Source organism: Microbacterium sp. LjRoot205, assembly GCF_056175745.1.
In genome coordinates, this window is record NZ_JBGFFH010000010.1 from 93,858 (window position 1) to 108,690 (window position 14,833).

The 14,833-nt window shown below is 67.5% G+C and carries 16 protein-coding genes, 1 tRNA gene and 1 pseudogene; 6 read left to right on the top strand and 12 right to left on the bottom strand.

Translation table 11 applies throughout. The features are described 5' to 3' along the window. Positions 1-3: 3 nt before the first annotated feature. Positions 4-348, bottom strand: coding sequence for a hypothetical protein (locus AC04ME_RS17490; protein WP_475436311.1), 345 nt, complete (start codon positions 346-348; stop codon positions 4-6). Between the two features lie 92 nt (positions 349-440). Between AC04ME_RS17490 and AC04ME_RS17495 the strand changes: the two are divergent. Then, positions 441-587, top strand: a pseudogene (locus AC04ME_RS17495) (DUF3263 domain-containing protein); the annotation flags it as partial. A gap of 57 nt (positions 588-644) precedes the next feature. On the opposite strand, the gene AC04ME_RS17500 reads toward AC04ME_RS17495, so the two are convergent. Together AC04ME_RS17500 and AC04ME_RS17505 are read right to left on the bottom strand one after the other, a co-directional pair. Continuing rightward, positions 645-1,175, bottom strand: a complete 531-nt coding sequence (locus AC04ME_RS17500; RefSeq protein WP_475436354.1) for a hypothetical protein — start codon at positions 1,173-1,175, stop codon at positions 645-647. Positions 1,176-1,207: 32 nt separating this feature from the next. Continuing rightward, positions 1,208-1,702, bottom strand: a complete 495-nt coding sequence (locus AC04ME_RS17505; RefSeq protein ID WP_475436312.1) for an ATPase, T2SS/T4P/T4SS family — start codon at positions 1,700-1,702, stop codon at positions 1,208-1,210. Between the two features lie 120 nt (positions 1,703-1,822). Between AC04ME_RS17505 and AC04ME_RS17510 the strand changes: the two genes are divergently transcribed. Then, positions 1,823-1,904: transfer RNA gene (locus tag AC04ME_RS17510), tRNA-Leu, on the top strand. A gap of 66 nt (positions 1,905-1,970) precedes the next feature. Continuing rightward, positions 1,971-2,741: a DedA family protein gene (locus AC04ME_RS17515; protein ID WP_042536508.1), complete on the top strand. Its 771-nt coding sequence runs from the start codon at positions 1,971-1,973 to the stop codon at positions 2,739-2,741. Between the two features lie 32 nt (positions 2,742-2,773). Here the strand turns inward: AC04ME_RS17515 and ku are convergent, their stop codons facing one another. Continuing rightward, on the bottom strand, positions 2,774-3,628 hold the full coding sequence (ku, locus tag AC04ME_RS17520) for a non-homologous end joining protein Ku (RefSeq protein WP_475436314.1): 855 nt from the start codon (positions 3,626-3,628) through the stop codon (positions 2,774-2,776). Positions 3,629-3,686: 58 nt separating this feature from the next. On the opposite strand from ku, the gene ligD reads away from it, so the two are divergent. Then, positions 3,687-5,675: a non-homologous end-joining DNA ligase gene (gene ligD / locus AC04ME_RS17525; protein ID WP_475436316.1), complete on the top strand. Its 1,989-nt coding sequence runs from the start codon at positions 3,687-3,689 to the stop codon at positions 5,673-5,675. Positions 5,676-5,679: 4 nt separating this feature from the next. Here the strand turns inward: ligD and AC04ME_RS17530 are convergent, their stop codons facing one another. The 5 genes from AC04ME_RS17530 to murI all read right to left on the bottom strand — a co-directional run bounded on the left by AC04ME_RS17530 (position 5,680) and on the right by murI (position 9,524). After that, positions 5,680-6,600: a cation diffusion facilitator family transporter gene (locus AC04ME_RS17530; RefSeq protein ID WP_475436317.1), complete on the bottom strand. Its 921-nt coding sequence runs from the start codon at positions 6,598-6,600 to the stop codon at positions 5,680-5,682. 83 nt (positions 6,601-6,683) lie between these two features. Then, positions 6,684-7,259 (bottom strand): dihydrofolate reductase family protein, encoded by a 576-nt coding sequence (locus AC04ME_RS17535; protein WP_475436319.1) that lies wholly within the window; start codon positions 7,257-7,259, stop codon positions 6,684-6,686. Positions 7,260-7,316: 57 nt separating this feature from the next. Then, positions 7,317-7,910: an RdgB/HAM1 family non-canonical purine NTP pyrophosphatase gene (gene rdgB, locus AC04ME_RS17540; RefSeq protein WP_475436321.1), complete on the bottom strand. Its 594-nt coding sequence runs from the start codon at positions 7,908-7,910 to the stop codon at positions 7,317-7,319. Next, a complete protein-coding gene (rph, locus tag AC04ME_RS17545; RefSeq protein WP_042536503.1) occupies positions 7,910-8,644 on the bottom strand; it encodes a ribonuclease PH in 735 nt (244 codons plus the stop codon). The genes rdgB and rph overlap by 1 nt, the downstream gene beginning before the upstream one ends. 46 nt (positions 8,645-8,690) lie before the next feature. Next, positions 8,691-9,524, bottom strand: a complete 834-nt coding sequence (gene murI / locus AC04ME_RS17550) for a glutamate racemase (RefSeq protein WP_042536502.1) — start codon at positions 9,522-9,524, stop codon at positions 8,691-8,693. Positions 9,525-9,598: 74 nt separating this feature from the next. On the opposite strand from murI, the gene AC04ME_RS17555 reads away from it, so the two are divergent. Continuing rightward, positions 9,599-10,924, top strand: a complete 1,326-nt coding sequence (locus tag AC04ME_RS17555; RefSeq protein ID WP_042536501.1) for a nicotinate phosphoribosyltransferase — start codon at positions 9,599-9,601, stop codon at positions 10,922-10,924. Positions 10,925-10,946: 22 nt separating this feature from the next. Here AC04ME_RS17555 and AC04ME_RS17560 read toward each other — a convergent pair whose 3' ends face one another. From AC04ME_RS17560 to AC04ME_RS17570, 3 genes are read right to left on the bottom strand one after another with little or no spacing between them, the layout of a single operon-like run. Then, positions 10,947-11,213, bottom strand: a complete 267-nt coding sequence (locus AC04ME_RS17560) for a DUF3039 domain-containing protein (protein ID WP_042536500.1) — start codon at positions 11,211-11,213, stop codon at positions 10,947-10,949. Between the two features lie 40 nt (positions 11,214-11,253). Then, positions 11,254-12,819 carry a hypothetical protein gene (locus AC04ME_RS17565; protein ID WP_475436324.1) on the bottom strand — a complete coding sequence of 522 codons (1,566 nt, stop codon included), beginning with the start codon at positions 12,817-12,819 and terminating at the stop codon, positions 11,254-11,256. Beyond that, a complete protein-coding gene (locus AC04ME_RS17570; RefSeq protein WP_475436326.1) occupies positions 12,795-13,994 on the bottom strand; it encodes an ABC transporter ATP-binding protein in 1,200 nt (399 codons plus the stop codon). The genes AC04ME_RS17565 and AC04ME_RS17570 overlap by 25 nt, the downstream gene beginning before the upstream one ends. On the opposite strand from AC04ME_RS17570, the gene AC04ME_RS17575 reads away from it, so the two are divergent. After that, positions 13,987-14,628: a hypothetical protein gene (locus tag AC04ME_RS17575; protein ID WP_475436328.1), complete on the top strand. Its 642-nt coding sequence runs from the start codon at positions 13,987-13,989 to the stop codon at positions 14,626-14,628. The genes AC04ME_RS17570 and AC04ME_RS17575 overlap by 8 nt on opposite strands. Positions 14,629-14,833: the final 205 nt, after the last annotated feature.

The following is a 14,833-nucleotide window of genomic DNA, read 5'->3' on the forward strand; positions in this document are numbered from 1 at the left end:
CCGCTATAGTCGCGCCGCGTAACCCCCAAAGGCACCGCGCTCGGGCCACGACGCCCCCGCGTGAGCGGTCGGGGTCCGATGATCCGGCACGGAGCGTCGATACCTGCCTTCTGCGATCCAGGGTTCGATCCCTGGCAGCTCACGGAGCGCCGTGGCCAGGGTGGCCGTGTACGCGTCCTCGTAGTAGCCGATCCAGGAGCCGACGGCCTGCTGCAGGATCTCGACGCGGTCGCCGGCAGCGGCAAGCAGCTCGGCGATCACGGGCGCCGGATCGCTGGTGTATCTGTTCCGGGAGCAGATTGATCCGAGTTCGATGCTCAGCATCGTGTCGGGCGAGAGTCGTGACATAGCCGGAAGCCTTTCTCCGGCCGAGACCTGTCGAGTGTACGCGGCTGCGCGGACATGAGCGAGTGTCGGTGGTTCATCAGAGGATCGGAACCGTGACGCCTGCCGACCTCCTCGCCTTCGAAGCAGCCCACCCACGACACACTCCGTCGAAGAAGGCCGCGATCCGGCACGCGCTCGGGATCAGCGAGGCCCGCTACTACCAACTACTCACGCGCGCGGCCTCATCGGACGAGGGGATCCGGGGCAGACCCGATCACCGATCGTCGCGTGCGCGAGCGAACGCGTCCGCGATCGATTCAGAGGTACGGCTTCCACGCGTCGAGCTGCGACTCCAACAACCCGTAGGCAACGTTTCTGCTGCCGATCGCTTCATTGCATTCGGGGGTGCTCGCTGGCACCGATTCCGCACCACAGATCGCCGCGAGGTCCACCTCTGAGATCAGCGATAGAACGTCGGTGGTGTCGTTGACGAGATCTTGCATGGACGCTGGGATCTCCATAGCAGCCCAGTCACGAGGGACGAGCTGTGCGGTGATCCCGATGGTCTGCTCACGGGTGTAACAGGACATCCCTTCGAGCTGACCGGTGGGTGTGTCGTCCATCGTCCAGGTGAAACGGCAGTCGAAGGCAGCATCGATCACCTCACGCCAATCAGGCTCATACTCTGCGAGGACGGAGGCGACCTGCTCCGGGGTGGCCTCGGCGACGGCCTCAGGTTCGGCGCTCGCGGTGGGCGGTGCCGCAGTCTCCGTCGCACCGCACCCGACCAGCATCGCTACGGCGGCGACGGATGCGGCAAGGGCGCCAACGCGCGATCGCTTGTTCATGGTCGCGAGCATAGCGTTCAGCGGTTCCCCGTCTAGTTATTGCCTGTGTTGACCGACCACGATCCGCGGACGACATCTGCGATCGCCACATGCAGACGGGATCCGTCGGGAAGAGACGCATCCACGAACGGCTGGCTGATGTCGACGCGGCGCCCGGTCGACTGCAGCATCCGTTCGACGAGATCGCGCAGAGCCGCGTCGGTGAGACGCAGCTCGATGCGTTCGGCGATTCCGCCGCGGGCGATGTGGATGCTCTCGGGACCGTTGAGCCAGATCTCCTCGATCTCCGGGTCGTCGAGAAAGGGCTGCAGCGCTCCGAACCCGCTCACCGAGGCGAGCACGTCGCGCACGCACGCGGTTTCGTCGTCGATCATCGCCGCGCCCCGTGCGAGCGCCAGATCGTTGAACCTGCGGACCTCCGCCAGCGCGATGGCGCGCGCCGCCGCGGGATCGGATGTCGGATCCGTGCCCTCAGAGCGGAGTCGCTGCCGCACGCGCTCGGCGACGAGGACGGGAGGCGGGATCACCCGAGCATCCTCGCAAGGATCGAGCGCCGCCCGTCGGAGTTATCCACAGCGACAGCGCTCGGGCTGCGGGCGGATCCCCAGCATCGACGGATCCCCCGATCAGTAGACTTATCTCACCGCGCGGGAGTGGTGGAATTGGCAGACACGCAGGATTTAGGTTCCTGTGCCCTAGGGCGTGTGGGTTCAAGTCCCACCTTCCGCACCGATCTGTCGTGTTCCCCGCGACAGGTGTCTGTACCGCCGCACACATCACTACGACGGGAAATCCATGCATCACGCCGCTCTCATCCCCTGGCTCGACCCCGCCACCATCATCGGATCGGCCGGGCCGTGGGCGCTTCTCGTGGTGTGCTTCATCGTCTTCGCCGAGACGGGCCTGCTGGTCGGGTTCCTGCTTCCGGGCGACACGCTGCTCGTGATCTCGGGCCTGCTGTCGCACCCGCTCGCGGGTTCGGAGCACGGAGTCTTCGGCATCAACGTGTGGATCGTCGCACTGCTCATCGGCCTGTCGGCGTTCGTCGGCGGTGAGGTCGGCTATCTGATCGGCCACAAGGGCGGACCGGCAGTCTTCGAACGCAAGGAATCAGGGCTCTTCAGCAAGAAGAACGTCGAGCGGACGAACGCCTTCTTCGAGCGCTTCGGCGGCATCACGGTCATCCTCGCCCGTTTCGTGCCGATCGTGCGCACCTTCGCACCCGTCGCCGCCGGTGTGGGCCACATGCCGTGGCGCCGCTACACGCTGTACAACCTGATCGGCGCCATCCTCTGGGGCTTCGGTCTGACGATGTTCGGCTACGCCATCGGATTCATCCCGCCGGTCGCGCACTTCGTCGAGAGCTACATCGACCTGATCCTGCTCGCTGCCGTCGGTGGCACCGCGCTGATCACCGTCTGGCACTACTTCTCGGAGCGCCACAAGGCCAAGAAGGAGGCTGCGGCCGGTGAGGGTGAGACCGACGCCGCCGAGGCCGAAGAGCTCGCGCTCGACCCCGAGGTCTTCGACCGCGCTCCCGACTTCGACGGCGACGGCAAGCACTGATCCCGAACGACTGAGAGAGGCGGGCTGAGGACTCAGCCCGCCTTCTTCTTGCTCGGGCTCTTCTTGGCGCTCGCCTTCTTATCTGACGACTCCGAGCGCGCGGCCTTCGTGCGAGCGACGCTGGCACGCAGCGCCTCCATCAGGTCGATGACCTCGCCGCTCTTCGAGTCGTCCTCGGCCTCGCCGAAGGTCTCCGAGACGTCGAACGTGTCGCCCGCCTCGATCTTCGCGTCGATCAGAGTGCGCAGCTCTTTCTGGTACTCGTCGACGAACGACTCGGGGTCGAAGTCGGCCGAGTAGCTGTCGACGAGTGAAGCCGAGAGCTCGAGTTCCTTCTTCGAGATCCGCACATCCTCATCCAGAGCCGGGAACGCCGCCTCGCGCACCTCATCGGCCCACAGCAGCGTCTGCAGCACCAGCACCTTGCCCCGCACGCGGAGCGCAGCGAGGCGGGTCTTCTGACGGAGCGTGAACCGCACGATCGCGGTGCGGTCGGTCTGCTCGAGCGTCCTGCGCAGCAGCACGTAGGCCTTGGGCGACTTCGAGTCGGGCTCGAGGTAATACGGCTTGTCGAGGGTGAGCAGGTCGACCTGGTCGGAGGGCACGAACTCGACGACGTCGATCTCTCGGCTCTTCTCGGCCGGGAGCGCCGCGAGATCGTCCTTGGTGAGAACCACCGTATGCCCCTCGTCGACGTAGGCGCGATCGATGTCGGCGTAGGCCACGGTCTCGCCGCACACCTCGCACGTGCGCTGATACCGGATGCGTCCGCCGTCCTTCTCGTGCACCTGATGCAGCGGCACGTCGTGGTCTTCAGTCGCGGAATACACCTTGACCGGCACGTTCACGAGGCCGAAGGTCAGCGCGCCCTTCCAGATCGTTCTCATGCCCCCAGTGAACACCAGCCGCCCCGGTGGGGGCCAGTACCTTGACTACGCTGGCGCTATGGCTCCGGAGGCGCAGAACGTACAGATCGACGGGCGTCGGCTGCGCATCACGAACCTCGACAAGGTCGTCTACCCCGAGACCGGCACCACGAAGGGCGAGATCATCGCCTACTACACGGCGATCGCGCCCCACATCCTGCCGCTGCTCGACGGACGCCCGGTCACCCGCAAGCGCTGGGTCGAGGGAGTCGGAACCGCCGATGCTCCCGCCGACGCGTTCTTCACGAAGCAGCTCGAACCGGGCGCTCCGAGCTGGATACCCCGACAGGAGATCCAGCACTCCGACGGCCCCAAGGCCTACCCCCTCGTCGAGGACGTGCCGACCCTGGTCTGGCTCGCTCAGGTCGCGGCGATCGAGCTCCATGTTCCCCAGTGGCGCTTCGGCCCGGATGGCCTGCCCGGCACACCCGATCGTCTCGTGCTCGACCTCGACCCTGGCCCCGGAGTCGGGCTCGCGCAGTGCGCCGAGGTCGCCCGCATCGCCCGCGCCCTGCTGACCGACATCGGTCTCGTGCCGGTGCCCGTCACGAGCGGCAGCAAGGGCATCCACCTGTACGCGGCGCTGCCGGGTCAGCAGACCAGCGACGAGATCTCGTCGGTCGTCAAGGAGATCGCCCGGCTCATCGAGACCGAGCATCCGGATCTCGCCACGAGCACCATGGCCAAGGCCGCACGCGGGGGCAAGGTCTTCCTCGACTGGAGCCAGAACAACGGCAAGAAGACCACGATCTCGCCATACTCCCTGCGAGGACGAGCGCAGCCGTGGGTGGCCGCCCCGCGCACCTGGGAGGAGCTCGACGATCCCGATCTGGCGCAGCTCGACTTCGCGAGCGTGCTCGAGCGAGCGGAATCGGGGCTGGATCCACTCGCACCTCTTCGCACCGAGCATCCCCCCGAGCGACCGCGCCCGGTCGAGGCGAAGTCAGAGCAGACGCCCGCAGGTACGACAGCCGCACGACCGGCTTCCCCACGCCACCGACCGCGCATCACCGGGGCAGCGAGCGCGTCCGCACCAGGGTCCCCCGCGTCCGTCTCCCCCATGCTTGCCGAGAACGGCACCCCGGCCATCGCGCGCGGACTCAGCTCGCCCTCATGGGTCGAGGTCAAATGGGACGGCATCCGCGCGATCGGCACCTGGGCCGACGGCCGGATGCTGCTGCACGCCCGCAGCGGCACAGACATCACAGCCCGGTACCCCGAGCTGACGGCCGACGGCGCGCCCTTCCTGCCGGTGGCCGACGCGATCATCGACGGCGAGATCGTGGCGTTCGACGCGCACGGCAGGCCGAGCTTCTCGATGCTGCAGAACCGCATGCACCTGACTCGACCGCGCGAGATCGAGCGCGAGGTCGTGCGCACCCCGATCGTCTACATGGTCTTCGATCTGCTGCGGCTCGACGGCCACGACCTCAGCTCGATGCCGCTCTCGCAGCGACGCACCCTGCTCGAGGACGTCATCTCCGACCTCGACGCGCCCGTGCAGGTGCCGCCCGTGTTCGACGACCTCGATGCGGCTCTCGCTGCGAGCGACGAGTTCGGCCTCGAAGGTGTCGTCGTCAAGGATCCGGCGTCGCGCTATCGTCCTGGTCAGCGCTCACCCTCGTGGCTCAAGCTCAAGCACACGCGGATGCAGGAGGTCGTGATCGTCGGCATCCGTCCGGGCAAGGGCGACCGCGAGGGGACGTTCGGCTCACTGCTGCTCGCGGTACCCGACGAAGGTCGGCTGAGGTACGTCGGTCGCGTGGGCACGGGCTTCACCGACCGGATGCTGCGCGACCTGCTCGCTCGCCTCGCGACACTGCGTGTCGAATCGGCGCCGCTCGACGGCGTCCCGGCTCTCGATGCCTCGGACGCTCTGTGGGTCGAGCCGGAGCTCGTGGGCGAAGTCGAGTTCGCGAACTGGACGCCCGACGGAGTGCTCCGGCATTCGCGTTGGCGAGGGCTACGCCCCGACAAGACACCCGCAGAGGTCGTCGTCGAGGCCTGACGCCTCAGGCGTGATGCGGCTCGCAGTCCGACTGCTCGGCCGGCTCGATCTGGAACGTTGAATGCGCGACATCGAAGTGGTGCGCCAGGCACGACTGCAGATCATTGAGCAGCTTCGTCGAGCGTCCGTCGGCCAGCAGAGCGGGGTCGACGCTGACATGTGCGCTGAACACGGGCGCCCCGCGCGTGAGCTGCCAGACATGCACGTCGTGCACTCCGATCACGCCGTCGTAGTCGAGCAGATGCTGGCGGATCTCGCTGACCGCGGTGCCCTTCGGGGCCGATTCGGAGAGCACCGAGAACACCTCGCGAAGAAGCGAGATCGCCCGGGGGATGATCAGCACCGCGATCATCAGTGAGGCGATCGCATCCGCGGGCATCCATCCGGTGGTCACGATCACGATCGCGGCGATGATCACCATCGCCGACCCGATCAGGTCGCCCATCACCTCGAGGTAGGCTCCGCGGACATTGATGCTGGTGCGCTGTGCTCGGCTGAGCAGCCACATCGAGATCGCGTTCGCGACGAGGCCCACGACCGCGACGACCAGCATCAGCCCGCCCACGACCTCGGTCTCGCCCGGGTTCAGCAGCCGTCCCACCGCTTCGAATGCGACCCAGCCTGCAAGCAGGATCAGGATGATCGCGTTGATCAGCGCTCCGAACACCTCGGCTCGCTGATATCCGAAAGTACGTCGGTCATCCGCCGGACGCGCGGCGACGGCGGCGGCGATGAGCGCGATCACGAGAGCCGACGCATCCGTGAACATGTGGGCGGCGTCGGCCAGCAGCGCGAGCGAACCGGTGAAGATCGCACCCACGATCTGCACGACCATGATGGTCGCGGTCAGGGTCAGCGAGATCGCCAGCAGGCGGCGATGGCTGGCCGAGCGGATGCCACCGGCGGCGGGCGCATGATCGTGCATGTCTCCAGGCTAGACCGGCTCTCACGCGCGTCGGCGGGATCCACCCAGTCGGGAATGGTGATGATTCTCAGTAGCCGCGCGCCTCAGCGGGACCGGGAGTACTCGAGCACGACGCAGCCGTTGTCGAACGAGCGCACCTGATCGAGTGCGAACCGCGTCGGGGAGAACGGGTGGCGCGCCATCGGGATGCCGGTGCCGGCGATCACCGGGTACTTCTTGACGATCAGCCGGTCGATCTCGTCGAGGAGGACCCCCGCGAGCGACGCTCCGCCCGCGAGATAGATGCCGAGCCCGTCCTCCGCCTTGAGCTGCCGAACCCGCGCGACGGGGTCGGTGCCCACGACCTCGACGTTGGCTTCGCCCGGATCGTCGAGCGAGCGGCTGAACACGACCGTGCGCAGGTGCGCATAGGGATCGGTGATGCCGACCTGCAGCGCGGGCTCGTAGGTGCGTCGTCCCATGACTACCGTGTCGAACCGGGTCAGCGGTTCGTCTTCGCCTCCGCCCGCGGCGCGGACGTGGGCCGGTTGGATGTCGGCGAACTCCGTGCCCAGGACTTCGGCGAAGGCAGGGGTCACCGGGTAGAAATCGACCTCATCGTCGGGGCCTGCGATGAACCCGTCGAGGGTCACTCCGATGTAGTAGGTCAGGTCTCTCATGCCGACCACCATAACCACTACGCGTGAAGTACGTCAAGCGTAGTGGTTACGTTCGACTCAGAGATCAGCGAGCAGAGGCAGCAGCTCGACGAAAGCGCGGGCGCGGTGCGACTGCGCCTGCTTCTCCTCCGCGCTGAGATCCCCGACCGTGCGCTCGGCCCCCACGGCCTGGCCGTCGGGGATGAAGATCGGGTCGTATCCGAAGCCGCCCCCGCCCGATGCCTCGGTCGCGAGACGACCAGGCCAGTTGCCCACGACCACGTGCTCGCGCCCATCCGGCGTGACGAGTGCGATCGTCGAGTTGAAGTGAGCGACGCGATGCGGGTCGGCGATGTCATGCAGCTGGTCGAGCAGCAGTTCGAGGTTGGCCGCGGCGTCCTTCTTCTGCCCCGCCCAATAGGCCGAGAACACCCCGGGCGATCCACCGAGCACATCGACGCAGATGCCCGAGTCGTCCGCGAGGGCCGCGAGACCCGTGTGCCGCGCAGCGGCGCGCGCCTTGATGAGCGCGTTCTCGGCGAACGTGACGCCGTCCTCGACCGGCTCCGGACCGTCATACGCGATGATCTCGAGATCAAGGCGCGCAGACGCCACGATCTGCTGGAACTCCGCGACCTTGTGCGGATTGTGAGTGGCCAGGACGACCCTCATCAGCCCGCGAGAGCCTTCAGCTGGTGGTCCTTCAGGTCGGCGCAGCCCGCGACGCCCAGATCGAGCAGGGCGTCGAGCTCGCGCTTGTCGAACGGCGCCCCCTCTGCCGTGCCTTGCACCTCGACGAAGAGCCCACGACCGGTGACGACGATGTTCATGTCGGTCTCGGCGCGGACGTCCTCGACGTATGCGAGATCGAGCATGGGCTCGCCGTCGATGATGCCGACCGAGATCGCCGCCACTGAATCGAGCAGCGGCGTCGCGTTCTTGCCGATGAACTTCTTCTCCCGGCCCCACTCGATCGCGTCTGCCAGCGCGACGTATGCTCCGGTGATCGCGGCCGTGCGCGTCCCTCCGTCAGCCTGCAGCACGTCGCAGTCGATGACGATCGTGTTCTCGCCGAGAGCCTTGGTGTCGACAACGGCGCGAAGCGCGCGACCGATCAGTCGGGATATCTCGTGCGTGCGTCCGCCGATGCGGCCCTTGACGCTCTCACGGTCGTTGCGGCTGTTCGTCGCGCGAGGAAGCATCGAGTACTCGGCCGTGACCCACCCCTTGCCCTTGCCGGTGAGCCAGCGAGGGACGCCGTTCGTGAACGACGCCGTGCACAGCACCTTGGTTCCGCCGAAGCTGATCAGTGCCGATCCCTCGGCGTGGCTGCTCCATCCGCGCTCGATCGTGATCTCGCGGAGCTGGTCGGTGGAACGGCCGTCGGCGCGGACGATGCTGGTCATGGGTTTCCTTCGGGTGGAGGTGGATGAAGCGGGTGCTGCGGGAGAGCTACGACCCGGAGGCCGTCGCAGGGAGGGTGATGACGCCGGTCTGCACGAGCTGGACGTCGCGCACCTCCCGGCCCATCAGACGGTTGGCGAGGGCGGTGAACTCGGTCGTCGAGTCGCCGGTCGCCTCGTAGACGTACGACGCCGTGGCGTCGGGAGAGGCGAGAAGGTCGCCTCGCACGAGCTGACGGTACACATCACCGGCGGTCTCGTCGTCACTGGACACGAGCGTGACGCCCTCCCCCATCACGTAGCTGATCGCACCGCGGAGGAACGGGTAGTGCGTGCACCCGAGCACCAGCGTGTCGACGTCGGCATCCCGAAGCGGTGCGAGGTACTCCTCGGCGGTCGCGAGCACCTCCGGCGTTCCGGTGATGCCCCCTTCGACGAACTCCACGAAACGAGGGCACGCGGCGGTGAATACCTCGAGGCGCTCGTTCACCTCGAGCATGTCCTGGTAGGCACGCGACCCGATCGTGCCGACAGTGCCGATGACACCGACGCGGCCGTTGCGCGTCGTCGAGACGGCTCGGCGCACCGCCGGACCGATCACCTCGACGACAGGGATGTCATACCGCTCCCTGGCATCGCGGAGCATGGCTGAGGACGCGGTGTTGCACGCGATCACGAGCATCTTGACGCCCTGCTCGACCAGTGTGTCGAGGACTTCGAGGCCGTACCGCCGCACGTCCGCGATGGGCTTCGGACCGTAAGGGGAGTGTGCCGTGTCGCCGATGTAGACGAACGATTCCCGGGGCAGCTGGGCTCGGATGGCACGTGCCACCGTGAGTCCGCCGACACCGGAGTCGAAGATTCCGATCGGGGCGTCGTTCATGACTACCCAGCCTACCTGCGCGCGAGCGCGTCATGCTCAGCAACCCGTGCGGGTGTCGTCACTAAGCTGAGCGGATGACGACGTCCACGGCGCTTCTGACCGATCGTTACGAACTCACCATGCTCGCCGCCGCGCTTCGCGACGGCACGGCATCACGACCCAGTGTGTTCGAACTGTTCTCCCGGCGATTGTCCGGAGGCCGCCGCTTCGGCGTCGTGGCCGGCACCGGCCGCCTGCTCACGCTGCTGCGCGAGTTCCGCTTCGGAGACGACGAGCTGCGCTTCCTGCGCGACAACGACGTCGTGGATGCCGAGTCGCTCACCTATCTCGAGAACTACCGCTTCACCGGCTCGATCCGGGGCTACCGCGAGGGCGAGCTGTACTTCCCCGGGTCTCCGATCCTGACGGTCGAGGGCAGCTTCGCCGACGCCGTCGTGCTCGAGACGCTGGCTCTCAGCGTCCTCAACCACGATTCGGCCGTCGCCACTGCAGCATCACGCATGAGCATCGCCGCCGGCGAGCGACCGCTCGCCGAGATGGGATCACGCCGCGCGGCAGAGCAGTCGGCGGTCGCGGCGGCCCGCGCCGCATACATCGCCGGCTTCCGCGCGACGAGCAACCTCGAGGCCGGACGTCGCTGGGGAATCCCGACGATGGGCACCGCCGCGCACTCGTGGACCCTGCTGCACGAGACCGAGGAAGAGGCCTTCCGCTCGCAGATCGACAGCCTCGGCACCGATACGACCCTGCTCGTCGACACCTACGACATCCGCACGGGCGTCGAGACGGCCATCCGCGTGGCCGGCACCGGCCTCGGCGGTGTGCGGATCGACTCGGGCGACCTGCCGATCGTCGCCGCAGAGGTGCGGGCACAGCTCGACGAGCTCGGTGCGACGGGCACGCGCATCACGGTCACGAGCGATCTCGACGAGTATGCGATCGCCGCGCTGGCGGCGTCACCGGTCGACGCGTACGGTGTGGGCACCTCAGTGGTCACGGGCTCCGGATACCCCACGGCGAGCATGGTCTACAAGCTCGTGGCTCGCCAGGATCCGAGCGGAGCGTGGATCGGAGTGGCCAAGGCCTCGACCGACAAGGCATCCCACGGCGGGCGCAAGGCCGCATTCCGCACTCTCGTCGACGGCGTCGCCGAGGCTGAGACGGTCGTCGTCTCAGACGGCTTCGAAGAGCTCGACACCCCGGCGGAGCATGCGGACGGGCGGGCGCTGCAGACGACCTTCGTCGAGGGCGGAGAGATCGACACGGCGTTCGAAGGTGCCGAAGGCACCGCTTCCGCTCGGGCACATCACCTTCGGGTGCGGGAGGAGCTTCCTGTGCGGGCGCTCGCGCTCAGCAAGTCCGACCCGGCGATCCCCACCGTCTTCGTCGACGCGAGCTGACTGCCGGCGAGTCGGCGCAGACTCAGCCGACCATCGTCTCGTAGATCTCCTTGCACGTGGGGCAGATCGGGAACTTCTCGGGGTCGCGACCCGGCGTCCACTTCTTGCCGCACAGTGCGCGCACCGGCTTGCCGGTGATCGCCGATTCGAGGATCTTGTCCTTCTTGACGTAGTGCGAGAAGCGCTCGTGATCGCCCGGCTCGAGGTTCTCCTCGCGGAGGAGTTCTTCCAGTTCGCGATCAAGCGTTGCCACGCCGCCCTGATCGGGGCTGTCCAGCGGAGTACTCATGCCGAGAGTCTAGCCGCGCACGCGCCCCGTGGGGCGGCTGTCACGCGGTCTCGACGAACTCCATCAGCCGCTCGCCCTCATGCTCGAAGATGCGCCCGCCCACACCGACGCCGATCGCGAAGACCGCGATGCCGGTCGCGAGTCCCGCCCAGAACGTCGCGGGAGCGAACTGCGACCCCTCGAGCATCGTGAGCACGAGCAGCCAGATGGTCGGCACGCTCACCACGATCGCGCCGAGGAACGCCGCGGCGGGGCCGTATGCACCGCGCGACGTCGGCCGCTGCGGCTGCTGGAACGGGCTGTCGCCCGGACGCGACACGGCGTAGGGAGCGATCACCGAGACGATGCTCGAGAATCCGAGTGCCGACAGCAGGAGGCTGGCCCCGAGGCCGGTGAGCGGAAGGAGCAGACGCCAGTCGTCGATCCACAGCAGCGTGAGGGGAACGGCGATGGCGAGCACGGGAACAGCCACGAGTATGACCGGGACGAGTCGTCCGAGACGATCGGGGATGCCGCGGACGCCGCTGGCCACGTGCGTCCACAACGCCGTGGAATCGTAGGCGACGTCGTTGTGCGGGAGCCACCCGAAGAACAGGGCCATCACCGGGACCGGAACGAGCGCAGCGATCTCGAGCGGCACTCCGGCGACGAGGAGAGGCAGCACGGTGAGCACGCCCGCGACGGGGACGACGATGAGGTTCATGATGTACCTGCGGTCGCGCAGCCAGTAGACCAGGCTGCGCGAGGCGATCGCACCGAAGGCGTTCGACGGGAGCAGGCCGAACCAGCCGAGGCCCGAGCGCTCCCGCAGGGTCACGGGCCGCTCTGTGGTGGTGAGCAGTCTGCGCACCAGCCACGACCACGCCACGCAGAGCACCAGGATGGTGATGAGGGCCACGATGCCGCTGATCCAGTTTCCGGCGACATCGTTTGTCGCGAAGGAGAAGAGGAACCGCGACGACGCCGCCAACGGGGTGAACCCGATCGTCGCCGTCAGCGACGCGACCGCCGCAGGAACCTGCCCGTCCCACTTGAGCGAGGCGAGGAACACGGCGACGGGGAACGCGATCACGATCACGGCCAGTGCGAAGAGCGCGGTGAGCTCGCGCGACCGACGCTCCGGCAGCAGCAGCGCGTTGACCGCCATGCCGATGCGCGCCGAGAGGATCGTCGACAACAGGCTGACGACGCTCATCAGCACCGCGACGAACCAGGGTGCGCCGAGCCTGATCGCCACGATGCACACGCTGATGTTCACTGCGATCAGGGCAAGGCTCGGGACGCTGACGAACGAGGCGAGGGTGAGGATCCAGGGCATCTGCCGCTCATCGACCCCGAACACCGCGAAACGCCGGGGATCGAGCTGGTCGACGGCACCCACGAGGATCGGCCCGACCAGGAACCCGAGGAGCAGAGCGGCGCTGCCGAGCACGATGACCGTGCGCGCGACAGCGACAGGGGCGTCGTCGAGGCTGAGGACCGCAGCGCAGACCACAGCCGTCAGAACCACCACGACAGCGAGCATGACCAGGGTGCGGACCCGACGTTCGCCGCGAAGCGATCCGATCAGGAGCGCCGCCCTCAGTCGGAGAACGTGTGCAGCCACTCGAGCCCCTCCACCTCTCCGATGCCACCGGAGAGTTCGACGAACCGCGCTTCGAGCGTCTGCCCTGCGCGGACCTCATCGATCGTGCCTTCGGCGAGCACCTCTCCCCCGACGATGATCGCCACGCGCGAGCAGACGCGCTCGACGAGGTCCATGCCGTGGCTCGAGAGGACCACCGTTCCACCGTGCGAGACATAGGCCCGCAGGATGTCCAGGATCACCGCGGAGGACACCGGGTCGACGGCCTCGAAGGGCTCGTCGAGCACCAGGACGCGCGGCGAGTGGATCATCGCACCCGCGAGCATGATCTTCTTCGTCATGCCGGCCGAGTAGTCGGAGACGACGCGGTTCAGCGCCTCTCCGAGGTCGAAGGCTCGTGCGAGGTCGGCGACGCGCTTCTCGATCACCGCCGATGCGAGCCCCCGCAGCAGCCCGTAGTAATAGAGGAGCTGCCGCCCGGTGAGCCGGTCGAACGTGCGGAGGCGATCGGGCAGCACGCCCATCATGCGCTTCGCAGCGAGCGGCTTCGCCGACTGATCGATGCCGCAGATCGCGATGTCGCCCGCGTCGGCACGCAGAAGGCCCGCCACGATCGAGAGCGTCGTCGTCTTGCCCGCACCGTTGGGACCGACGATGCCGTAGAACGACCCTGCGGGCACAGTGAGATCTATGCCGTTGACCGCGGTGTGGTCGCCGAAGCTCTTCACGAGGCCGCGGATGCGGATGGCTTCGGAGCCGGATGCCTCCTCGATTCCGCCGACGGCCTCATCCGTCTCATCCGTATCGGACAAGGCGTCGACGAACTCGGATGTCGCGTCCTCGTCGACGGTCGGCTCCTCAGCGGACTCGATGACCGGCTCGGCTTCCGCCGTGGCGCCTTCGACCAGTGACGTGTCGAGGGCAGGATCGGCCGACGCTTCGTCTGCGGATCGCGTGCTCGGAGTCGACTCGACGGGCGCGGACGTCGCATCGTCTTCGCTCTCGACGGCGACCGCGTCGGAGGATGCCGCCGCCTCGGTCGTCAGCGGCAGCGACGGGGTCTCGATGGGGGTCTCGATGCGCGTCTCGACAGCGGCATTCTCTTCGAGAACCTCGCCCGTCGTGTCTGACTCAGTGACGCCGAGCTCGCGTGGATCCGCGTCGGCCGTGGTCACATCAGCTCCCGTTGTGTCCACAGCGACGGCCTCGATCGCCACAGTGTTCTCAGCCTCGACTGCCGACTCCTTCGCCGCAGCCGCCTTGGTAGCGGCCGCCTTCGCTGCCGCTGCCTTCGCTGCCGCGGTCTTCGCCGCTGCTGTTCTCGCGGCAGAGGTGCGCGCCGCCGACTTCGCCGCAGCGCTCTTCTCTGAGGCCGCCTTGGCCGCGGCGGTCTTCGCGGCGGCGGTCTTCGCGGCCGACGTGTTCGACGTGCCTGAGGCAGCGGTCTTCGAGGCAGCCGTCTTCGCAGCGGGGGTCTTCGCAGCGGCGGCCTTGGCAGCGGCGGTCTTGGCTGTCGTCGCCGTGGTCGCTGCGGAACGTGCCGAAGCGGACTTCGCCGCAGCCGCACGAGCCGTCGTGTCGCGCGTCGAGTTCTTGACTGCGGCCGCGCGCGCCGCAGCGGTCGTCGTCTTCTTCGATCCTGCGGATCGCGGACCGGAGCTTGCGGAGCTCCGGTCGATCTTCAGCGCCGGCTCGGCGACCACCTCGACGGTCGCCGCGGCCTTGTCGGCTGCGGCCTTCGACGGAGCACGTGTGCCGGTCGTCTTCTTCGCGGGGGCCTTGCGGGCGGGAGTCTTCTTCGGGGCGGCGGGCGCGGCGTCAGCCACCTGATCGGTGCGGTCGTCGGAGGAAGAAGCAGTCACCGTCCTACGGTATCAACGGGTGCCGACTTTCTTCGGGTCACCGCAACAAATCGCCCTTCGGATCGTCAGACCGACCTCTCGTCGCCCTGATCTGGACGAATCTGAGTGTTGGGTGTGTACTGGATCACGAATTGGCAACAGCGACCTCAACCCCCGGGGCTTCCCAGGCTTGA